The sequence below is a fragment of the Nonomuraea sp. NPDC003727 genome, from assembly GCF_053586935.1.
On the sequence record NZ_JBSFNE010000004.1, the window covers coordinates 396,897 to 417,541 of the forward strand.

At 71.8% G+C, this 20,645-nt stretch carries 18 protein-coding genes; 6 read left to right on the top strand and 12 right to left on the bottom strand.

Annotation, left to right across the window (positions count from 1 at the left end):
• Nucleotides 1-48 precede the first annotated feature (48 nt).
• From ACWDLG_RS13525 to ACWDLG_RS13555, 7 genes are all read right to left on the bottom strand, one after another.
• Nucleotides 49-1,008: a quinone oxidoreductase family protein gene (locus tag ACWDLG_RS13525; protein ID WP_449919434.1), complete on the bottom strand. Its 960-nt coding sequence runs from the start codon at nucleotides 1,006-1,008 to the stop codon at nucleotides 49-51.
• A 112-nt stretch (nucleotides 1,009-1,120) separates the two neighbouring features.
• Complete coding sequence (locus tag ACWDLG_RS13530; protein WP_449919437.1) at nucleotides 1,121-2,734, bottom strand: serine/threonine-protein kinase; 1,614 nt, start codon at nucleotides 2,732-2,734, stop codon at nucleotides 1,121-1,123.
• A 6-nt stretch (nucleotides 2,735-2,740) separates the two neighbouring features.
• Entirely contained in the window at nucleotides 2,741-3,364 is a 624-nt protein-coding gene (locus ACWDLG_RS13535; protein WP_449919440.1) for an HAD family hydrolase, read from the bottom strand.
• Nucleotides 3,354-4,433, bottom strand: a complete 1,080-nt coding sequence (locus ACWDLG_RS13540; RefSeq protein WP_449919443.1) for an ABC transporter ATP-binding protein — start codon at nucleotides 4,431-4,433, stop codon at nucleotides 3,354-3,356. Before ACWDLG_RS13540 ends, ACWDLG_RS13535 begins: the two co-directional genes overlap by 11 nt.
• A complete protein-coding gene (locus ACWDLG_RS13545; RefSeq protein WP_449919446.1) occupies nucleotides 4,417-5,277 on the bottom strand; it encodes an ABC transporter permease in 861 nt (286 codons plus the stop codon). Before ACWDLG_RS13545 ends, ACWDLG_RS13540 begins: the two co-directional genes overlap by 17 nt.
• A gap of 10 nt (nucleotides 5,278-5,287) precedes the next feature.
• Nucleotides 5,288-6,100 carry an ABC transporter permease gene (locus ACWDLG_RS13550; RefSeq protein WP_449919448.1) on the bottom strand — a complete coding sequence of 271 codons (813 nt, stop codon included), beginning with the start codon at nucleotides 6,098-6,100 and terminating at the stop codon, nucleotides 5,288-5,290.
• A complete protein-coding gene (locus tag ACWDLG_RS13555; protein WP_449919451.1) occupies nucleotides 6,100-7,140 on the bottom strand; it encodes an ABC transporter substrate-binding protein in 1,041 nt (346 codons plus the stop codon). The genes ACWDLG_RS13550 and ACWDLG_RS13555 overlap by 1 nt, the downstream gene beginning before the upstream one ends.
• A 213-nt stretch (nucleotides 7,141-7,353) precedes the next feature.
• On the opposite strand from ACWDLG_RS13555, the gene ACWDLG_RS13560 reads away from it, so the two are divergent.
• The 3 genes from ACWDLG_RS13560 (at nucleotide 7,354) to ACWDLG_RS13570 (ending at nucleotide 12,796) form a co-directional block, all read left to right on the top strand.
• A complete protein-coding gene (locus tag ACWDLG_RS13560; protein WP_449919454.1) occupies nucleotides 7,354-8,085 on the top strand; it encodes a GntR family transcriptional regulator in 732 nt (243 codons plus the stop codon).
• Between the two features lie 83 nt (nucleotides 8,086-8,168).
• Nucleotides 8,169-8,435, top strand: coding sequence for a DUF6504 family protein (locus tag ACWDLG_RS13565; RefSeq protein ID WP_354915111.1), 267 nt, complete (start codon nucleotides 8,169-8,171; stop codon nucleotides 8,433-8,435).
• Nucleotides 8,435-12,796: a DNA polymerase III subunit alpha gene (locus ACWDLG_RS13570; RefSeq protein ID WP_449919730.1), complete on the top strand. Its 4,362-nt coding sequence runs from the start codon at nucleotides 8,435-8,437 to the stop codon at nucleotides 12,794-12,796. Before ACWDLG_RS13565 ends, ACWDLG_RS13570 begins: the two co-directional genes overlap by 1 nt.
• A 98-nt stretch (nucleotides 12,797-12,894) precedes the next feature.
• Here ACWDLG_RS13570 and ACWDLG_RS13575 read toward each other — a convergent pair whose 3' ends face one another.
• The 3 genes from ACWDLG_RS13575 to ACWDLG_RS13585 all read right to left on the bottom strand — a co-directional run bounded on the left by ACWDLG_RS13575 (nucleotide 12,895) and on the right by ACWDLG_RS13585 (nucleotide 14,620).
• On the bottom strand, nucleotides 12,895-13,179 hold the full coding sequence (locus ACWDLG_RS13575; protein WP_449919456.1) for a hypothetical protein: 285 nt from the start codon (nucleotides 13,177-13,179) through the stop codon (nucleotides 12,895-12,897).
• Between the two features lie 73 nt (nucleotides 13,180-13,252).
• Nucleotides 13,253-13,825 (bottom strand): DUF4328 domain-containing protein, encoded by a 573-nt coding sequence (locus ACWDLG_RS13580; RefSeq protein WP_449919458.1) that lies wholly within the window; start codon nucleotides 13,823-13,825, stop codon nucleotides 13,253-13,255.
• A gap of 144 nt (nucleotides 13,826-13,969) precedes the next feature.
• Nucleotides 13,970-14,620, bottom strand: a complete 651-nt coding sequence (locus ACWDLG_RS13585) for a response regulator (protein WP_449919460.1) — start codon at nucleotides 14,618-14,620, stop codon at nucleotides 13,970-13,972.
• A gap of 170 nt (nucleotides 14,621-14,790) precedes the next feature.
• Between ACWDLG_RS13585 and ACWDLG_RS13590 the strand changes: the two genes are divergently transcribed.
• A complete protein-coding gene (locus ACWDLG_RS13590) occupies nucleotides 14,791-15,468 on the top strand; it encodes an ABC transporter ATP-binding protein (protein WP_449919463.1) in 678 nt (225 codons plus the stop codon).
• On the top strand, nucleotides 15,465-17,396 hold the full coding sequence (locus ACWDLG_RS13595) for an FtsX-like permease family protein (RefSeq protein WP_449919466.1): 1,932 nt from the start codon (nucleotides 15,465-15,467) through the stop codon (nucleotides 17,394-17,396). The genes ACWDLG_RS13590 and ACWDLG_RS13595 overlap by 4 nt, the downstream gene beginning before the upstream one ends.
• 7 nt (nucleotides 17,397-17,403) lie before the next feature.
• Here ACWDLG_RS13595 and ACWDLG_RS13600 read toward each other — a convergent pair whose 3' ends face one another.
• A complete protein-coding gene (locus tag ACWDLG_RS13600) occupies nucleotides 17,404-18,393 on the bottom strand; it encodes an LLM class F420-dependent oxidoreductase (RefSeq protein WP_449919469.1) in 990 nt (329 codons plus the stop codon).
• An 88-nt stretch (nucleotides 18,394-18,481) separates the two neighbouring features.
• Between ACWDLG_RS13600 and ACWDLG_RS13605 the strand changes: the two genes are divergently transcribed.
• Nucleotides 18,482-19,915, top strand: a complete 1,434-nt coding sequence (locus tag ACWDLG_RS13605) for a sulfatase family protein (RefSeq protein WP_449919472.1) — start codon at nucleotides 18,482-18,484, stop codon at nucleotides 19,913-19,915.
• Here ACWDLG_RS13605 and ACWDLG_RS13610 read toward each other — a convergent pair.
• The gene (locus tag ACWDLG_RS13610) at nucleotides 19,912-20,634 is read right to left on the bottom strand and encodes a helix-turn-helix domain-containing protein (protein ID WP_449919475.1); all 723 of its coding nucleotides are present in this window, start codon (nucleotides 20,632-20,634) and stop codon (nucleotides 19,912-19,914) included. The genes ACWDLG_RS13605 and ACWDLG_RS13610 overlap by 4 nt on opposite strands.
• Nucleotides 20,635-20,645 lie beyond the last annotated feature (11 nt).

Consider the following 20,645-nt stretch of genomic DNA (forward strand, 5'->3'; position numbering starts at 1 on the left):
AGGACCGCCCGGCCGGCGGCCCTGCCAGGCGATCACGCGATCAGGGGATCAGGGGATCAGCAGCAGCTTGCCCGTCGTACGGCGGGCCTGCAGGTCCTCGTGCGCCCGCGCCGCCTCGGCCAGCGGGTAGCGCTCGGAGACGTTGATCCTCAGCTCGCCCGCCGCCAGCCAGCCGAACAGGTCGGCCGCCCGCCACAGCAGCTCGTCCCGCTCGGCGATGAAGTGGACGAGCGACGGCCTGGTCAGGTACAGCGAGCCGTTCCTGTTGAGCGCCTGCGGGTCCATCGGCGGCACCGGGCCGCTGGCCCCGCCGTACAGCACCATGAGGCCGCGCGGGCGCAGCGCGGCCAGGCCGCTGTCGAAGGTGGTGGCGCCCACCCCGTCGTAGACGACGTCCACGCCGCGCGGCACGGCCGCGCGCACGGCGTCGGCGAAGCCGTCGTAGCGGAACACCTCGTCGGCGCCGGCCTCCCTGGCCAGCTTCTCCTTGGCGTCGGAGGAGACGGTGGCGAGCACCGTGGCGCCCTTCAGCTTGCCGAGCTGGGTCAGCAGCTGCCCCATGCCGCCGGCCGCCGCGTGCACGAGGATGACGTCACCCGGCTTCACCTCGTGCACCGAGTGCGTCAGAAAGTGCGCGGTCAGGCCCTGCAGCAGCGAGGCCGCCGCCAGCTCGGCCGGCACGCCGTCGGGCACGGGCACCACCCTGGAGGCCGGCACCACGGCCTTCTCGGCGTAGCTGCCCAGCACGTTCACCCACGCGACGGTGTCGCCGACGGCGACGTCGTCCACCCCTTCGCCGACGGCGGCGACGGTGCCCGCCCCCTCCGAGCCGATCGGCGACGGCAGGTCAAGGGGGTAGGTGCCGGTGCGGTGGTAGACGTCGATGAAGTTGACGCCGCTCGCGGCGACGTCGATCAGCACCTCGCCGGGGCCGGGTGAGGGGTCGGGGTGTTCGGCGTACTGGAGGACCTCGGGGCCGCCCTGGGCGTTGATCACAATGGCATGCATGGCTCCAGTCTCCACCTGGCGCCGCTGTAACCTTCGTGCAGGGTCCTGTCGCGGAGACCGCCACCAGCGCGCCCCGGCAGGCCTCCAGCGCCTGTTCCAGGAGGTCGGGGCGCTAGGGCTGCTGCTTGAGGCCGCGCATCTCGAAGTCGTCGTAGACCATCTTGAGCGGGTTGTCGCTGCCCTTCGGCACGCGGGCGAACAGCCCGATGTCGCCGGTCGGCAGGCCGGCCGGGTCGTCGACCTGGTGGACCCGCTCACCGTTGACCCACATGGACAGCCGCATGGCGCCGCCTTCGTCCTCGCAGGCCACCTGGATGTGGTTCTTGTCCCTCGGGTTGAACCCGTCGAGCTTGACCGGGGCGGCCATGTTGCCGCCCGCCGAGTCGACGATGCGCCGGATCCTGGCGTTGCCCGAGGTGTCGAGGGTGAACTCGTAGTAGGTGCCGTCACCGTCGCCCTGGCCCCTGCACCACAGGCCGAACTCGCCGGCGCCGGACCTGGCCTTGGCCGTCACCCCGACGACCAGCGTGGAGGGCATCATCGGCGTGGGCGAGGCCGAGGGCTCGGGGGAGGCGGGCTTCTCGGTGGCGAACGGCACCGGAGCCGTCGCCCAGCGCTCCTCGCTGTACTCGCCGGCGTCGAGACCGTAGGTGAAGTCGGAGGTGATGTAGCCCTGGCTGTTGTCGGCCTCGCTGTCGTAGGTGCCGTTCCAGCCGCTCGAGGTCGAGGTGAAGTCGTCGGAGAAGAGCATGGGCAGCTCCGGCGGGCCGCCGGGCAGCATCGTCCACACGCCCACCCCCGCCGCCGCCACCAGCGCCACCGCCGCGACGGCGACCCCCGCCAGGACCCTGGCCTTCTTCGCGCCGGTCCGAGGAGGGAGGTGGACGGCGGTGCCGCCCTCCTGCCAGGCCACCCGCACGGTCTGCACGACCTGCTCGGGGGCCGCCTGGCGGCCGATCAGATGGTCGAGGATCTGCTGCGCCGTCGGGCGGGCCGCCGGATCCTTCGCCAGGGCGGCCACCACCAGCTCACGCAGGCCGGGCTCGAGCCCGTCGAGGGCGGGCTCGGTGTTGAGCACCTGGTAGATGATCGCGGGCAGCGTCTCGCCGGGGAACGGCGCGCGTCCCGTGGCCGCGAACGCCATCAGGCAGCCCCACGAGAACACGTCGCACGCCGGCGAGACGGGTTCGCCGCGCAGCACCTCGGGCGCCATGTAGCGGGGCGTGCCGATCAGCTCGCCGGTGCCGGTCACGCCGCCGATCTCGTCGAGCGCCCTGGCGATGCCGAAGTCGATCACGCGCGGGCCGACGGGCGACAGCAGCACGTTGGACGGCTTGAGGTCGCGGTGCACGACGCCCGCCGCGTGGATGGCGATGAGCGCGGTCGCCACGCTCACCGCCAGCGCGTCGAGGCTCGAACCGCGCAGCGGGCCCGACTGCCTGACCGCCTCCTCCAGGTTCGGCCCGGGGACGTACTCGGTCACCACGTAGAGCTGGTCGCCGTCGAGCGCCGCCTCCAGCACCGCGGCCGTGCAGAACCTGCGCACCCTGAGCGCCGCGTCGGCCTCCCGGCGGAAGCGCATCCTGAACTGCTCGTGCTGGCTGAGCTCCGGATTGATCACCTTGATCGCGACGCGCTGCCCCGAAGAATCCTCGGCCAGGTGGACCGTGCCCATGCCGCCCCTGCCGAGCACGTTCAACAGCCTGTAGCGTCCGATCTGGTTCACGACCGGTCAGCTTAGCGACATCACGCGCAGATCGGGCAGTCCCGCGGAAGGCGAGACGACCAGCACCCGGCAACCCGCGGCGGTGGCGGCGGCGATCCCCGTCGGGCTGTCCTCCACGGCGACGCAGCGGCGCGGGTCGGCCGCCAGGAGCCGGGCCGCCTCCAGGTACGGGTCGGGGTGCGGCTTGCCGCGCGCGGTCTCCCCGGCGGCGACCACGACCGCGAACCTGTGGCCGAGCGACGGCAGCACCAGCTCCACGATCGACCGCGGGGAGGCGCTGACCAGCGCCGTGGGGACGGCCTCGGTGGCGAGTGCCCGCAGCAGCTCGGCGGCGCCGGGGATGACCCGCACCCCCCGCCTGATGCGGTCGGCGAACGACTCGGTCAGCCGCTCGGCGACCGCGTCGACCGTTTCCTGGTCGGCCGCCGGCGCCAGGTGCGCGGCCGTGTCCTCGACCGTGCGGCCGTGGACGTACGGCGTGTCCGCGGGGCCCAGGACGCGCCCCAGCGAGGCGGCGACGTCGACCGTGGCCTCCCACCACAGGCCCTCGGTGTCGACGAGCGTGCCGTCCATGTCGAACAGGACGGCCTCGAAGGGAAGGGGCGCGCGCGGCGTGGAGTCAGACGGCACCCGCGGGATCCTTCGCAGAAGTCGGAGTCGGCGTGGCGGTGCTGCGCGGCGCCAGAAGGACGGGCCGCTCGACCAGGCGGACGGTCACACGCGTGCCCGGCGCCAGCCGTGCCGCCTCGTGCCCGGGGACGTCGGCGAGGACCTCGCCGCCCTCCACGGACAGCCGCAGCCTGACGGACGCGCCGCGGAAGGAGGCGGCGACCACCTCGGCCCGCCCCTCCTCGGAGGGGGTGACGAGCACCGCCTCGGGCCTGATGAGGACGTCCACGTCGGTGCCCTCCGCGCCTGCCGCGATCGGCAGGAGCTGGCCGAACACCGTCACCCTGTCGCCCGAGACGCGTCCCGGCAGGTGGTTCATGGTGCCGACGAACTCGGCCACGAACGGCGTGGCCGGCCGGTCGTAGACCTCCGCGGGCGTGCCGCACTGCTCCAGGCGCCCGCTCCTGAGCACGGCGACGCGATCGGTGATCGACAGCGCCTCCTCCTGGTCGTGCGTCACGAAGATCGTGGTGATGCCCAGGTCGAGCTGCAGGCGGCGGATCTCCTCCCTGAGGGCGACGCGGACCTTGGCGTCCAGCGCCGACAGCGGCTCGTCGAGCAGCAGCAGGCGCGGCGACAGCGCCAGCGCGCGGGCGAGGGCGACCCGCTGCTGCTGGCCGCCGGACAGCTGGTGCGGGTAGCGGTCGGCGTGCGAGGGCAGGCCGACCAGCTCCAGCAGCTCCAGCGCGCGCTGCCGGCGTGCCGCCTGCGGCGTCTTGCGGACCCGCAGGCCGAAGGCGACGTTCTCGGCCACGTTCAGGTTGGGGAACAGCGAGTAGGACTGGAACACCATGCCCGCGTCGCGCTTGTTGGCCGGCACGCCGGTGATGTCCTTGCCGTCCACCAGCACCGCGCCCGCGTCAGGATGCTCGAACCCGGCCACGCAACGCAGCGCGGTCGTCTTGCCGCAGCCCGACGGGCCGAGCAGGGCGACCAGCTCGCCCGGCTCGATGGTGAGGTCGAGACCGTCGAGGGCGACCGTCTTGCCGAAGACCCGGCGCAGGCCCTGGAACTCAAGCCGAGCGGTCACGGCTTCCTCCCGAGATAGTGAGCAGCAGCAGCCAGGTGAGCAGGAGGCTGAGCACCGAGGCGGCGACGGACAGCTGGCCCTTGGAGCCCGAGATCGTGACGATCCAGACGGCGAACGGCTGGTAGCCGAGGATGCTGGCCACCGTGTACTCGCCGAGGACCAGGGCGAGCGTGAGGAACGAGGCACTGGCCAGCGCCGAGCGCAGGTTGGGGACGATCACCCGGAACATCACGTGCGGCCACGACGCCCCCAGGTTGCGGGCCGCCTCGACCAGCGTCCGCACGTCCATCGTGCGCAGCCCCGCGTCGAGGGAGCGGTAGACGAACGGCAGGACGAGGACGACGTAGACGAACACCAGCACCAGCGGGAAGTCCTGGTTCTGGATCGCGATCAGCGTCCCCCAGAACGGCGTGGGCGCCAGCACGTCGCCGCCGACCTGGAGGGACCTGCTGACCCCTGCCACGAGCGTGATCGGCGGCACGACCAGCGGCAGCGTGCAGATCACCTCCATGACCGGGCGCAGCCGGGGGGCGGCCAGCCGTACCGTGATCATGGCGGGGAGCGTGAGCAGCAGCACGAGCACGATGGTGGCCAGGGCGAGCCCGAGGGACAGCAGCAGGCTCGTCAGGAAGCCCTCGGCCGTCCACAGCTCCGCGTAGGGGGCCAACGAGAGGCCGGTGCTCTGGTTGTGGACCGTGTACCAGAACGACGCGGCGAGCGGGACGAGGAAGTACAGGGCGGCCAGCGCGAGGACGACCCCCCGCCACAGACCGGGACGGTCCCGGCGGCGGGAGACGGCGGGCGCGCTCTCGGGGACCGGCGCGACGGGCGCGAGCGCGGTCACGGCGTCCACCTCACTGGAGCCATCGGGTGCTCCTTCTCTGCAGCGGCAGGTAGACCGCCATGACCAGCGCCGCGACCAGGACCATGTCGAGGCTGAGCGCCAGGCCGACGTTCTCGAAGCCGGTCTGCACGTCACCGGAGAGAGCCGCGGCGATCTTCAGGGTGACCAGCGGCAGCACGGTGCCCGCGCCCATCGCCGAGGCGGTGGCGTAGGCGGCGAACGCCGACCCGAACAGCAGCACCACGCCGCCGAGCAGGCCGGGGGTCAGCACCGGCAGGGCCACGTACCGCCAGTACTGCCAGGACGTGGCGCCGTTGTTGGCGGCGGCCTCGCGCCACTGCGGGCGCAGGCCGTCCAGCGCGGGCGCGATGACCAGCACCATGAGCGGCACGGAGAAGTACAGGTAGACCAGCACCAGGCCCCAGAAGGTGAACAGCGTGCCGGACGGCAGGCCGAACAGGCCGCTGACCACGCCCGCGTTGCCGAGCGTGGCCACCCAGAAGAAGGCCAGCGGCACGCCGCCGAAGTTGGCCAGCACACCGGAGGCGGTCAGCACGGCCTCGCGCAGCGCCCGTGACCGGGCGGTGACCACGGCCTGGGCGAGAAAGGTGCCGAGCACCGCGCCCAGCACCGCCACCACCGCCGACAGCTTCACGCTGTTGCCGAGCGCGAGCAGGTAGCCGCCCTGCGTGGTGAGCGCCAGGTTGCCGAGCCCCGGCGCGCCCTCGACGGTGAAGGCCCCCGCCACCATCGCGATGGCGGGGATCCCGAAGGCGAGCGCGACGAACGCCAGCAACGGCAGCGCGCCGAGAACGCGCGCCATCAGCCGGCCACAGCCGCGTCCCAGGTCTTGGCCAGGTCCTCCTTGGCCTTGTTGACCTGGGCCTCGGTCGGGAACTTCGGCTCCCCCTGGACCGGCGGCAGCTTCTCGGCCAGTGCCTTGTCGATGGTGCCGTCGGCGGTCATCACGGGCATCAGCACGGGACGGGCGCCGCCCTTGAGCCACAGGTTCTGGCCCTCGGGGCTGTAGAGGAACTCCATCCACAGCCGCGCCGCGGCCGGGTGCGGGGCGTCCTTGTTGACGGCCTGCACGTAGTACTGCGCGTAGATGCCGTCGGACGGCACCGCCACCTGGAAGTCGAGACCCTTCGGCAGGAACTGCTCCCGGTATCCGGCGTTCAGGTAGTCCCAGTCGATGCTGATGGGCGTCTCGCCCTTCTCGACGGTGGCGGGCGTGGACTCGACCGGGTTGTAGTTGCCGACGTCCTTCAGCTTCTTGAAGAACTGCACGCCGGGGCCGATGTCGTCGAGCGAGCCGCCGTTGGCCAGCGAGGCCGCCCAGACGCCGGCGAAGGCCGAGCCCGACTTGTTCGGGTTGCCGTTCAGCGCGACCTTGCCCTTGTACTCGGGCTTGAGGAGATCGGCGTACGTCTTGGGGCACGTGGTGATCTTCTTGGCGTCACAGCCGATCGAGACGAAGCCGCCGTAGTCGTTGACCCACAGGCCGTTCGGCTCCTTCTGGCCTTCGGGGATCTTGTCCCAGCTCTGCACCTTGTAGGGCGCGAACAGGCCCTCCTTGGCGCCGCTGAAGCCGAAGGACTGGCCGAGGTCCAGCACGTCGGGCGCGCGGTCCTGACCCTTGCGGGTCTTCACCGCGTTGATCTCGTCGGCGCTGGAGGCGTCGGGGTTCTCGCTCTCGATCTTGATGCCGTACTTTTCCTGAAATTTCCTGATGATCTCGCCGTAGTTGGCCCAATCGGGCGGCAGGGCGATGACGTGCAGGTTGCCCTCCTTCTTGGCCGCCTCGACAAGCTTGTCGAGACCGCCGAAGTCGGCGGCAGAGGTCGCCGTCGCGGCGTTCACCCCACCCGTCGTCGTCTGCGGCTGGGTGGTCGGAGCGGCGCCGCACGCCGCTGTCACTACCGTTAGAGCTGCGATCAAGCCTGCGATGCGAGGTGCGGACACGTCGCCTCCACTCTCTGGGGTGTGGCTAAAAGGTAGGGGAACTTGTACAAACAAGGCCAGACCCAGTTAGTCGCATAAACGTTGCTATTTCATGAACAGGAGGGGTCGTGAATGGCCGCGCGCTATGAAAAGATCGCCGCTGAGCTGCGTGACGAGATCCTGGCCGGTGTTCACCTGGTAGGGTCCCAGCTGCCCTCGGAGGCCGAGCTCGCTGCGCGCTATTCGGCCGCCAGGGGCACCGTACGGCAGGCCGTGGCGATCCTCGCCGCTGAGGGTCTGATCGGCTCGCGGCAGGGGGCGCGACGCATCGTGCTCGGCGGCGAGCGCAGCCAGAGCTTCGCCGAGTTGCACAGCTTCGCCCAGTGGGCCAGGTCCAAGGGGCACGCGGTGGGCGGCCAGGTGCTCGCCCAGCGCCGGCGCAGGGCGGCGCCGGCCGAGTCGGTCAGGCTCGGCAGCGCCGAGGTGCTCGAGGTGCTCAGGCTGCGCACCCTGGAGGGCGAGCCCGTCCTGCTGGAGCGGACCGTCTACGCCTCGTGGATCGCCTCCGCCGTCGAGGGGCTGCCGAGCGACTGCGAGTCGGTCACGCAGGCGCTGTACGACAGGGTCGGCCTGGTCTTCGCCTACGGCGAGCACCTCATCGACGCGATCGCCGCAGGCACCGAGGACGCCCGCCTGCTCGGCGTGCGGCGCGGCAGCCCGCTGCTGCGCCAGCGCCGGATCACCACCACACAGGAGGGCCGCCCGGTGGAACTGTCGGACGACCGCTACCGGGCCGGCAGTGTCGCCTTCAGCATCCGGAACTCGATCGGCGCCAACCCGCTCACGCGGCTTGCACTCCCATGACATCGAACATATGCTCGATATAGCGCCCGACTTCCCCCGGGTGGCTCAGCAGCAGACCCAGAGCCACGGGGAGAAGAAGCGTCTTGAGCAGACTCTACGGCGATCCGATAGAGGTGTGGACCAGGGAGGGCCAGCCGACCCAGTTCGTCTGGCGCGATCGGCTCTACCTCGTCCGTCGCGTCCTCGACCAGTGGGTGGTGGCCCGTGAATGGTGGAAGACCGGCGAGGCCGACCCCGGCGAGCGCCAGTTCTGGCGGGTCGAGGCCAGCCCCGGGCGTGAGCGCGGCTCCTACGAGCTGCGTTTCGACACCGCCAGCGGAGGCTGGCTGCTGCTGAGGGCGTGGGACTGATGCTCTCCTTCCCGCACCTGCACGTGAGCTCCGCCTACTCGATGCGGTACGGCACCGCCTTCCCCCAGGCCCTGGTGCGACGGGCGGCCGAGCACGGGATGGACATCCTCGCGCTGACCGACCGTGACGGGCTCTACGGGGCGCTCAAGCACGCCCAGGCCTGCATGGACGCCAGGATCTCGCCGGTGTTCGGCGTCGACTTCTCCCTCGACGTCTCGCCCGGCGCGGCCGGAGGGCAGGCGTTCGACCCCGTCCCGCCGCGCGACCGCGCCGCCTACGGGCCGCTGCCCGGCGCCTACCAGCCCGCCTCGCGTTCAGGGAGCCGCGGGCCGGGCGACGGTCGTTCCGCCTCCGGTCCGCGGGAGGCGCGCCCGCGGACCGGGCCCGACGCCGAGGACAGGGTCACCGTCCTGGCCCGCTCCGGCGGGTGGTCCCGGCTGTGCCGCCTGGTCACCGCCGCCCACCACGCAGGCGAGCGGGGCGAGCCGAGGGTGACCCGCGACCTGGTCGCCGCCTGGGCCGCGGGCGCCGGCACCACCCCTGGCACCGGCACCATCCCTGGCACCGGCACCATCCCTGGCACCGGCACCATCCCTGGCACCGGCACCATCCCTGGTGCCGGGCAGCCGGCCGCCGGGCTGTCGCCCGCGCCGGCGAGGCGTCAGGGCGGCAGGGAGCGAGGCGGGGCGTTCGGTCCCGACGACGGGCTCGTCGTGCTGCTCGGCCCGAGATCCGACGTGGGCCGCGCGGTGGCCGCCAGACGCGACGAGCAGGCCAGGGCGCTGCTGGGCCTCTGGCGCTCCCAGGTGCGCGGCGTGGTGATCGAGCTGGTCGACCAGTACGGCTACCGCGACGCCACCACCGCCGTCCGCATGCTCTCCCTCGCCGAGGAGTTCGGCGTGCCGGCCGTCCTCACGAACGCGGTCAGGTATCTCGACCCCGCCGACCACCAGGTGGGCGACGTGCTCGACGCGGCGCGCCAGCTCGTCCCCCTCCACCCCCGGCACCTGGAGCGGAGCACCTCCCACGCCTACCTCAAGAGCGGCGACGAGATGCGCAGGGTCGCCCACAAGATCTGCGGCGGCGACCAGTCGCGCGCCAACCGGCTCCTGCACACCACGCGCGCGCTCGCCGAGGCGTGCGTGATCGACCCCAGGCGGCTGCTCGCCCTCCGCAGCGACCCGCCCGACCTGCACCTGCCCGAGATCGGCAGGGACCCGGTCCCCCTGCTGCGCCATCGCTGCGAGGACGGGCTCGACGACCGGGGCCTGCGCGGCTCGAGGCAGGCCCGCGACCGCCTCGAGGCCGAGCTGGCCGTCATCGAGAAGAAGCGGCTGTCCGGATACTTCATGGCGGTCGTCGGCATCACCGACCGGATCAGGCACATGGGCATCCGCTGCGCCATCCGCGGCTCCGGCGCGGGCAGCCTGGTCAACTACCTCATCGGCATCGGCGAGGTGAACCCGCTCCACCACGGCCTGCTCATGGAGCGCTTCCTGTCGGAGGGTCGCGTCGGCCTGCCCGACATCGACGTCGACGTGGAGTCCGCCCGCCGCCTCGACTGCTACAAGGCGATCTACGACATGTACGGCGAGGCGCGCGTGGCCTGCGTGTCCATGATGGAGACCTACCGGGCCCGCAGCGCCCTGCGCGACGTGGGCGGCGCGATGGGACTGCCGCCGCACGAGGTCGACGCCATCGCCAAGGCGTTCCCGCACATCCGCGCCCGCCAGATCACCGCCTCGCTGAAGGACCTGCCGGAGCTGCGCGAGAGCCGGCTCGACGAGGCCGGGCTCGGCAGGGTGTTCGAGCTGGCGGAGAAGCTCGACGGGCTGCCCAGGCACATCGCGCTGCACCCGTGCGGGGTGCTGGTCGGCAACGCCGGCCTGCGCGACCGCACCCCCGTGGAGCGCAGCGCGCTCGACTTCCCGATGTCACAGTTCGACAAGGACGACGTGGAGGAGGCGGGGCTGCTCAAGCTCGACGTGCTCGGCGTGCGGATGCAGTCGGCGATGGCCTACACGCTGACCGAGATCAAGCGGGTCGACGACGTGGACATCGAGCTCGACGCCGTGCCGCAGGACGACGAGCCGACCTACGACATGATCTGCGCGAGCCGTACGCTCGGCTGCTTCCAGATCGAGTCGCCCGGGCAGCGCGAGCTGGTCGCCAAGCTGGAGCCGCGCACGATGAACGACCTGATCGTCGACATCTCGCTGTTCCGGCCCGGCCCCGTCAACTCCGACATGGTCACGCCCTACCTGGAGTCCCGGCACGGCTGGCGGGCCGCCACCTACCCGCATCCCCGCCTGCGCGAGGCTCTCGCCGAGACCAACGGGGTCGTCGTCTTCCACGAACAGGTCCTGAAGATCATCGACGTGATGACCGGCGCGGGCCTGTCCGAGGCGGAGAAGGTACGGCGCAGCCTCGGCGACCCCGTCCTGCGCGAGGCGGCACGGCGGTGGTTCCTCGCCAACGTGCTGCCCGGCTACGACCGGGCGACGGTGGAACGGGCCTGGCAGGTGCTCGACGCCTTCGGCGCCTTCGGCTTCTGCAAGGCGCACGCGGCCGCGTTCGCGCTGCCCACCTACCAGTCGGCCTGGCTCAAACGGCACCACGCGGCGGCCTTCTTCGCGGGGGTGCTCACCCACGAGCCCGGCATGTACCCGCAGCGGGTGATCATCGACGAGGCCAGGCAGTGCGGGGTGACGATCCTTCCCCTCGACGTCAACAAGTCGGCCAAGCACTGGACCGTCGAACGCGTCGGCCCCCCGCCGCTGCGCGTCAGCGTCCGGCCCGCCGCTCTGGAGGGCGCGCGGGACGAGGCGCGGGACGGCGTTTCAGGCGGCGTTTCAGGCGGCGTTTCGGGCGGCGTTTCGGGCGGTTTTCTGGATGGCGCGCTGGATGGCGCGCTTGGTGGCGAGCTTGGTGGCGAGATCGGTGGTGCGGCCGGCTACCGGCGGCGGGTGCGCGACTTCCGGCCCGACCAGCTCGGTCGCGGGTACGGCCTGCGCGTGCCGTTCTCGGCGGTCAGAGGGGTGAGCGAGGCGGAGGTCGACCGGATGGTGGCCGGGCAGCCCTACACCTCGCTCGCCGACTTCTGGGACAGGGCCAGGCCCTCGCGTCCCGTCGTCGAACGGATCGTCCAGGTGGGCGGGTTCGACGCCCTCCACTCGCTACGGCCGGGCGGCCCGCGCTGGCGGCCGGGGGAGCTGACGAGACGTGACCTGATCGCCCAGGTGGGGGTGCTGGAGCGGGCCTCGGTCTCGGGCGTCAAGGCGAGTCCCCGGCCGCCCAAGGGCTACACACCTTCCCCAGGCTCGGGCTTCTCGGGTTCCGGCCGCTCGGCAGGCTCGGGCTCAGGCTTCCCGGGCTCCTCGGGCTCGGGCTTCTCGGGCTCGGGCTTCTCGGACTCGGGCTTCTCGGGCACGGGCTTCTCGGGCTCGGGTTTCTCGGGGCGGGCAGGAACCGACGGAAGCCGGGCGACGACCGATGGAAGCCGGGCGACGACCGATGGAAGCCGGGCGACGTCGTCCTCGGCGGCGCGGCAGGGAAGACCGTCACGCCACAGGGGAAGGCCCTCGCCAAGGGCCGGTACGACCAGACCCACCCCGGCCGAGGACTCCCCGAAGAACGGCCCCCTGCTGGACGGGGCGGTGGCCGAGGGGCAGCCCCGGGCGGGAGAGCCGCTGGCCGTACAGCTGCCCCTGGGGTTCGCCGAGCACATCCAGCCCGGCGAGCTCCCGGAGATGACCGAGACCGAGATGGTCGAGGCGGAGCTGGAGATCCTCGGCATCGACATCAGCCGCCACGTGATGAGCTTCCACGACGAACTGCTCGACGCCATCGGAGTGGTGCGCTCCAAGGACCTGCTCGCCCAGCGCAACGGCGCCGAGGTTTTGGTGGCCGGGGTCAAGGTGGCCACGCAGACCCCTGCGGTGCGCTCGGGGCAGCGGGTCATCTTCACCACCCTCGACGACTCCACGGGCCCCGTCGACCTGACCTTCTTCGAGTCGGTGCAGGGCAGGTGCGCTTCGACGGTGTTCGGGTCGTGGCTGATGGTCGCCAGAGGAGTGATCCGCCGCACGGGTACCCGCGCGATCTCCATGCGGGCCGTCGACTGCTGGAACCTCGTGGACCTGGACGCCGCATGGCGCACCGGCGGCCTGGAGGCGGTCCGAGCGCTCCTCGACAGGCAGCGCCCCGGCACGGAGCACGTCGGCGGGCGCACCATCGAGTACGCCAACGGCTACCGCATCTCGCCGTACTCCGACATCGGCCCCACCCCCGGCGTCGTCACCCCGCCCCGCCAGCTCTGGCACGCCAGTCAGGGCAGCTCAGGCCCCACCCAGGCCGCCTGACCCGCGCCGCCGGCTCCAGGAAACCCTCGAGCCGACGGCGCCCGATCCAGCCGCAGAGAAGCGGTCAGCATGCCACTCCTCCGGCAGCCGAAGGCCGGTTACTCGAACACGTCCTCGGCGGAGGTCGACACGGCGGCGCGTCGTGTCCAGACGTCGAACTGCAGGAGGTCGGTACAGGAGGCGATCCGTGCCCGGATCTCGTCGGAAACGACGATGCCCCGCGCCTCAAGCAGCGTCAGCAGGAGCGTGGCTTCACCCTCGGTCTTGCCCTTCGCGAGCCCTTCCGCGAGGCCTTCCTCTTTTCCCTTGCCGAAATGCTTACGGGCGAAAGGGCTGGAAACCGGCCAGGGGTTGTCGGTCGCGTCATGCTGGGGGCCAGGCATGTCACGTTAAGTTAATGGCCGTCGCGCTATGTGTCAGTGGAACGGTGAATCTTCGTGCATGCCGCCGGGCTGGTCAGGGGATCACGGGAGCCGGGGTGAGGTGGGGCACCGGGGAGGCGGCGGTCTGGAGCCGGGTGATCTCGCGGACCGTGCAGGCGCACAGCAGCGCCGCCACCGCCGTCACGCCGAGTTCCAGCCCGCTCAGCCCCGTCAGCTCCTCCGACGATCCGCGCAGCGGCAGCCGTATCGTCACCAGGGCCAGCGCGGCCAGCCAGCTCGTCCACCAGGCGGCCACCAGGGCGAGCCAGCGCGTTCTGCGGTCGTGCGGCGGGTCGGCGCCCCGCCACACCTGGTCGACCAGTACGGCGGGAGCCATCAGGTTGATCCCGGGCAGCAGCCACGCCGCGATCACCGAACCGGAGGAGGTCGCGACCTTGTTGACGCGGCACGCCCTGACCAGCCAGGTGAGGTAGGCGGAGGCCGAGGCGACCAGTGTGCCCACCGTCAGCAGCATCAGCACGGCGAACAGGGTCACCGCGCCGACCACCGCTTCCGCTCCCGGCGACCGTATATCACCACCCAGAGTGATGATCTCGGCGGCGAGCCGTCCGCCGCGCACCTCGTCGAAGATCACAAGAGCGGTCATGGCGGCGAGCTGGGCGGCAAGGGTCACATAGACCGCCGAAGCCGATCGCTTCGCCGCGGAAGGAGCATGGCGCACGAATCTCTCCCCCCGGGGCACACATGTTGAGGTTCTGCTTCAGATGTATCCAGCCAGACCTCTCGTTAATCAGCTGACCACGCCTGACTCCCATGCCCAGGCCGCGATCTCCACCCTGTTCCTGGCGCCGAGCTTGACCTGGATGCTGCCGAGATGCGTCTTGACCGTCGACAGCGAGACGAACAGCTCGGCGGCCACCTCCTGGTTGGTCCTGCCCCTGGCGACCAGCCGTACGACGTCGAGCTCGCGCTCCGTGAGCGGCTCGTTGAGCGGCTTGGTGGCGCCCATGGCGGGCTGGGCGAGGTGCTGGAGCAGGCGTACGGTCACCGAGGGTGACACCAGCGCGTCGCCGGCGGCCGCGGCCCTGATGGCCTCGATGAGCAGGGTGGGTCCGCTGTCCTTGAGCAGGAACCCGGTCGCGCCCGAGCGGAGCGCGCCGTAGACGTACTCATCGAGGTCGAAGGTGGTGACGATGACCACCCGCATGGGATTCTCGACGCCCGGTCCGGCCAGGATCCTGGTCACCTCGATACCGTCGAGCTTGGGCATCCGGATGTCGAGCAGGCACACGTCGGGGCGCAGCCGCCGGGCCGCCTCGACCGCGTCGGCGCCGTTGGCCACCGCGCCGACGACCTCGATGTCCGGTTGGGCATCGAGGATCATCTGGAAGCCGGTGCGGACAAGTTCCTGGTCGTCGGCGATGAGCACACGAATCGTCACACGGGCAAGCCTAACTTTCCGATCATTGTGCGATCTGTCCTGTCCGGTGACGTCCAGGAGACAGGCACCGGCCGCGGTGGGGCGGCAGAGGGGAGATCGGCCGATCGGCCGATGGCGATCGGACGCACGGCCGATCCGCCGTCCCCTCTCCCCGCGACAAGGTCTTCTCCATGAACGACGTACTTGCAGGCCGCGCGCTCGCCAAGCGCTTCGGCCAGACGGTGGCGCTGAACGGCGTGGACATCACCATCCAGGCGGGCGAAGCCGTGGCGATCATGGGTCCGAGCGGTTCGGGCAAGTCCACCCTGCTTCACTGCCTGGCCGGGATCATGAAGCCGGACGCGGGTGAGGTGCACCTGCTCGGCCAGCGCATCGACACCATGAAGGAGCGCGAGCGCAGCGCCCTGCGCAGGACCAGGTTCGGGTTCGTGTTCCAGTTCGGCCAGCTGCTGCCCGAGCTTCCCGCCGAGGAGAACGTGGCGCTGCCGCTCATGCTCGGCAACGTGTCGAGGGCCGACGCCGTACGGCAGGCGAGGCAGTGGTTCCCGCCGCTCGGCCTGGGCGGCATGGAGGGCCGCAGGCCGGGCGAACTGTCCGGCGGCCAGGCGCAGCGGGTGGCGATCGCGAGGGCGCTGGTGAGCAGGCCGGCGGTGGTGTTCGCCGACGAGCCGACCGGCGCGCTCGACCAGAGCACGGGACAGGAGACGATGCGCCTGCTGGTGGAGGCCACCAAGCACAACGGCGCCTCGCTCATCGTGGTGACCCACGATCCGGGTGTGGCCGGGTGGTGCGACCGCACGGTGGAGGTCCGCGACGGCAACCTGCTGCAGAGCGCGGTGAGCCGGTGAACAACCTCATGAGCCTCACCTGGCGCCTGCTGAGGGGTGGCGGGCGCCGCGGCATGCTGGGCACCTGGCTGACGCTGGGCGCGGTCGTCATCTCCACGGGCCTGCTGCTGTTCGCCGTGTCGGCCAACGTGGCCTTCGAGGGCCGCGCGGAGCGGGGGGCGTGGCGCAACCCCGTCCAGGCGACGGGCAGGGCGACGGCCGTCGAGGCGACCAGGAACGACTACGTCCAGGACAAGAAGATCACCGTCGTGGATCTGGCCGCGCTGGACCCGAAGGCGGACGTCCCGCCCGGGCTGCCGCGGTTCCCCGCCCCCGGCGAGGTGTGGCTGTCGCCCGCGCTGGCGGAGCTGAGCAGGCAGTTGCCCGCCGACCGGCTCGCCGACCGCTACCCGAACGTGAAGGGCGTGCTCGGCGACGAGGCTCTCGTCCACCCGGGCGAGCTGGTCGCGGTGGTCGGCCACCGGCCGGGCGACCCCGCCATGACCGCTCCCCGCGGCGAGGCGTGGCAGGACGAGGTGCCGCCGACCAAGGTTGAGACGCTGGCCGGCACGCCGACGGAGGACGCGGTGGGCTACCGGATCCTCGCCCTCATCGCCAGCGTGCTCATGGTGGTGCCGCTGCTGGTGTTCGGCGGCGCCGCGGCGCGGCTGACCGTGGCCCGCCGTGACCAGCGTCTCGCCGCGCTCAGGCTGGTGGGCGCCACCCCCGGCCAGGTCGTGGCGATGACCGTGGCCGAGGCGGTGATCGTCGCGTTCGCCGGAGCCGTGCTCGGCACCGTCCTGTACGGCGCGGCGGTCCCGCTGCTCACCGCCATCAGGATCGGCGGGGGACCGTGGTTCGCCGGCGACCTGCTGCCGGTCCCTCTCGTGGTGGTCGCGGTGCTGCTGGCCGTACCGCTGCTGGTGGGGGTGTCGGCGATCGTCGGCCTGCGCAGGGTCGTGGTCAGCCCGCTCGGGGTGGCCAAGAGGGAGACGCCGCCCGCGATGCGGTTCGTCAGGGTGATCGCCCTGCTCGCGGTGCTGGCCGCGGTACCGCTGCTGAGCACGAACGCGGGTGTGGGCGTGGTCGCGGCGGTGCTCGGCCTGGCGTTCCTGTGCATCAACCTGGTCGGCCCCTGGGTCGTCGCGCTGATCGGCAAGGTCACCGCGAAGCGGGCGAGACGCCCGGCGAAGCTGCTGGCGGGGCGCAGGCTGGTCGACGATCCGCGGGCGGCGTGGCGGACGGTCAGCGGTGTCGCGCTGACGGGCTTCGTGGCCGGTTTCCTCGGTCTGCTCAGCCCGGGTGACGCGCTCGCCGGGCGGGTGAGCGACGAGCGGCTCAGGCTCTCCGTGCCACGGACCGAGGTGACCCTGGTCGCCGACCAGGCGCGGCGGCGGCTGGAGAAGGCGGGCGTGCGGGCGACGGTGACGAAGGAGAAGACGCTCGTCCTCGCCGCCGTGGGCAGAGCGGACGTGGACAAGGCGCGCACCGCGCTCGCCGGGCTCGTGCCCGGCCACTCGGCCACCAGCGAGGCCGACGACCAGCACTTCAGCGCGCAACTCCTCGACGACATCGCCACCGGCACCATCGTGGTGCTGTCGGTGTCGTTCCTCGTGGCGATCGCCAGCGCGGGCATCACGGCCGCCTCCTCGGTCCTGGACCGCCGCCAGACCTACGCGCTGCTCAGGCTGGCGGGCACGCCCCTGGAGGTGCTGGACAGGGCGCGCAGGTCGGAGACGCTGGTCCCGCTCGTGGTGATGGGCGGCGGCTCGATCCTGGTGGGCGCGTTCTGCGCCTCGCCGTTCATGCTGGTCTCGCCGAACATCTCGGGCGCGGTCACGCTGGCGGTGTGCGTCGGCGCCGGGTTCGCGGGCGTGGTCGGCGCGGGCGCGCTGAGCAGGCCGCTCCTGCGCTCGGTGACCGAGGACCCCGCTCCGCGTCCCGACTGAGCGGGACTTAACCCAGCACCAGGTCGCGGACGATCGTCAGGGACCGTTCGTCACGCGGGCCCATCACCAGCAGGTTCGTCACCGGCGAGGCCCGCCACAGCTCCAGCCGCTCCTTGATCCTGCCGGGCGGGCCGACCAGCGAGATGCCGTCGGCCAGCTCGTCGGGGATGGCGGCGAAGGCCTCCTGCCTTCGCCCGGCCAGGTAGAGGGCCTGGATGCGCTCGGCGGCCTCGGCGTAGCCCATCCTGCCGATGATGTCGGCGTGGAAGTTGCGCGTCTTGGCGCCCATGCCGCCGATGTAGAGGGTGAGCATCGTCTTCACCCCGTCGAGCGCGGCCCTGACGTCGTCGGTGACCATCACCATGACCATCGCCGCGACCTCGAAGCCGGCGGGGAACCTCCCGTAGAGATCGGAGATCTTCGAGGGGAAGGTGAACAGCGGCAGCCAACCGTCGGCGATCTCGGTGGCGAGCGCGACGTTCTTGGGCCCTTCGGCGCCGATGTAGACGGGAATGTCCTGGCGCAGCGGGTGCGTGATGAGCTTCAGCGGCTTGCCCAGGCCGCCGGGCAGCGGCAGGGGGTAGTGCGGGCCCTCGTTGGTGACCGGCTCCTCGCGCCGCCACACCTTGCGCATGATCCCGACGTACTCGCGGGTCCTGGCCAGGGGGCGGGGGAACGGCTGGCCGTACCAGCCCTCCACCACCTGGGGCCCGGAGGCGCCGACGCCGAGCAGGAGCCGCCCGCCGGTGAGGTGGTCGAGCGTCATCGCGGTCATCGCGGTGGCCACCGGGGTGCGGGCCGACAGCTGCGCGACCGAGGTGCCGAGCTTGATCCTCGTGGTGCGCGCGCCGTACCAGGCGAGCGGGGTGAAAGCGTCGCTGCCGTAGGCCTCGGCGGTCCAGACCGAGTCGTAGCCGAGCCGCTCGGCCGCCTGGACGACCTCGGTGGCGTCGTCGGCGTGTCGCTGCCAGTAGCCCAGGTTCAGGCCTAACTTCATGCGATACCTCCCGAAATGAGAACAGGTTCTAATATTGTTGAGAGGGGTGTCAATGAGGGATGTTGGGGGAAGTTGAGACCGTGTGCTGATGAAGCGGCTGGGGGGTCTGGCAGTGCTGCTGCTGTTGCTGCCACTCGTCGCCATGCCGGCGAGCGCGGCCGGCCAGTCGCGGCCCAACATCGTGCTGATCCTCGCCGACGACCTCGAGTACGGCACGCTGCAGAACTTCCCCGCCATCACCAGCCACCTGGTCCGGCAGGGAGCCTCCTTCGACCGCGCCATCGTCACCAACTCCTGGTGCTGTCCCTCGAGGGCGTCGCTCCTGCGCTCGCAGTACGTGCACAGCCACACCGTGTGGACCAACACCGCCCCTGAAGGCGGCTTCGACCGCTTCCACCTGGCCGGGCTGGAGAACTCCACGGTCGGCGCCTGGATGCGCGGCGCCGGCTACCGCACCGGCCTCATGGGCAAGTACCTCAACCACTATCCGGGCACCAGCGTGCCCGCCACCTACGTGCCGCCGGGCTGGGACCAGTGGGCGGTGCCGGTCAAGCGGCTCTACGAGGAGTACGACTACACGCTCAACGAGAACGGCAGGCTCGTCGAGTACGGCTGGGACGAGGAGGACTACCTGGAGGACGTGCTCGCCCGCAAGGCGAAGGAGTTCGTCAGCGCGCCCGGCACCCAGCCGTTCTTCCTCTACCTGGCCCCCGTCGCCCCGCACAACCCGGCCAACCCCGCGCGCCGCCACGCCGACGCCTTCCCCGACGCGCAGGCGCCCCGGACACCCAACTACAACCAGGCCGACGTCCACAAGGAGCCGCAGTGGCTGCGCGACCTGCCCGAGATCGGCTGGGCGGGCGAGGAACGCATCGACGAGCGCCACCGGGCGAGGCTGCGCGCCATGCTCGGCGTGGACGACCTGGTCAACACCGTCGTCACCGCCCTGCAGGCGGCGGGCAAGCTCGACAACACCTACATCTTCTTCGCCTCCGACAACGGCTTCCACCTGGGCACCCACCGGCTGCGCCTGGGCAAGACCACGCCGTTCGAGGAGGCCGTCAAGGTGCCGCTGGTGGTGCGCGGCCCCGGCGTCGCGCCCGGCTCCACCATCACCGCCCTGACCCAGCCGGTCGACTACGCGCCCACCTTCGCCGAACTGGCCGGCATCCCGGCGCCCGCCTTCGCCGAGGGGCGCTCGCTGGTGCCCCTGCTGCGCGGGCTCAACCCGCCGAGCTGGCGGCGCAACGCGCTGATCGAGTTCGCCAGGCCGACCAACCAGGCCGCCAACCGGCAGACGCTGACACCCGCCTACGCGGCGCTGCGCACCGCCACGCACACCTATGTGAAGTACGTGACGGGGGAGACCCAGCTCTACGACCTGACCACCGACCCCTACCAGCTGAACAACCTGGCCGCGACCGCGCCCCCCGAACTGCTGAGCAACCTCCAGGCCCGCCTGGACGCGATGCGGACGTGCTCGGGCGCCACCTGCCGTACGGCCGACGCCTGGGAGCGCTAGGCGGAGCAGGCCACGGCGGCGGGCAGGTCGCCGGCGACGAACGCGCCGGGGGAGACGCCCATCACGGAACGGAACTCGGCCGTCAGGTGCGACTGGTCGTAGTAGCCCGCGTCGGCGGCCAGCGCGGCCCAGCCGCCGGCGGCGGCGCGGGCCAGCACGCCGCGCACCCGGTCGAGGCGGGCGAACCGCTTGGGCGGCATCCCCACCCCGCTGGTGAACAGGTCGCGCAGGTGGCGCTCGCTGACGCCGAGGTCCCTGGCCACCTCGGGGACCCTCGCGTACGGCAGGCGGTCGGCGGCGGCCTGCAACAGCGCGGCCCGCGACAGCTCGGCGGTCGAGCAGGCGGAGAGCCGGTCGAGGAGGGCCGCCTCGACCATGGCCGCCTCGTGGCCAGGAGCGGCCGCCAGTTCCTCGGCCAGCCGGTCGGCCGCGGCGCCCCACAGCTCGCGCAGCGGCACGATCCTGTCGACCAGCTCGCTGACCGGCACGCCGAGCACCGCCCGCGCCCTGCCGGGGCGCAGCCGCACGGTGACGCAGCGGGACAGCTCCTTCGGCGCGAGGTAGGAGGCGCGGGTGCGCGGGCCGAGCACCATGAGCTCGCCGCGCCCGTCGATGGTGGTGCGGAAGGCCAGCACGGCGGCCGGGTCGGGCTCGCGCACGTGCACCTCGCCCAGGCCACCGGCCGCCGTCTCGCCGATCCGCTCGGCCCGAACGCTCACGCCACCACCCT

Bases quoted from the DNA above. Each gene is read 5' to 3' on its own strand.
- ACWDLG_RS13525 (WP_449919434.1), bottom strand. From the start codon at position 1,008: ATGCATGCCATTGTGATCAACGCCCAGGGCGGCCCCGAGGTCCTCCAG.
- ACWDLG_RS13550 (WP_449919448.1), bottom strand. From the start codon at position 6,100: ATGGCGCGCGTTCTCGGCGCGCTGCCGTTGCTGGCGTTCGTCGCGCTC.
- ACWDLG_RS13560 (WP_449919454.1), top strand. From the start codon at position 7,354: ATGGCCGCGCGCTATGAAAAGATCGCCGCTGAGCTGCGTGACGAGATC.
- ACWDLG_RS13570 (WP_449919730.1), top strand. From the start codon at position 8,435: ATGCTCTCCTTCCCGCACCTGCACGTGAGCTCCGCCTACTCGATGCGG.
- ACWDLG_RS13575 (WP_449919456.1), bottom strand. From the start codon at position 13,179: ATGCCTGGCCCCCAGCATGACGCGACCGACAACCCCTGGCCGGTTTCC.
- ACWDLG_RS13580 (WP_449919458.1), bottom strand. From the start codon at position 13,825: ATGACCGCTCTTGTGATCTTCGACGAGGTGCGCGGCGGACGGCTCGCC.
- ACWDLG_RS13590 (WP_449919463.1), top strand. From the start codon at position 14,791: ATGAACGACGTACTTGCAGGCCGCGCGCTCGCCAAGCGCTTCGGCCAG.
- ACWDLG_RS13600 (WP_449919469.1), bottom strand. From the start codon at position 18,393: ATGAAGTTAGGCCTGAACCTGGGCTACTGGCAGCGACACGCCGACGAC.
- ACWDLG_RS13605 (WP_449919472.1), top strand. From the start codon at position 18,482: ATGAAGCGGCTGGGGGGTCTGGCAGTGCTGCTGCTGTTGCTGCCACTC.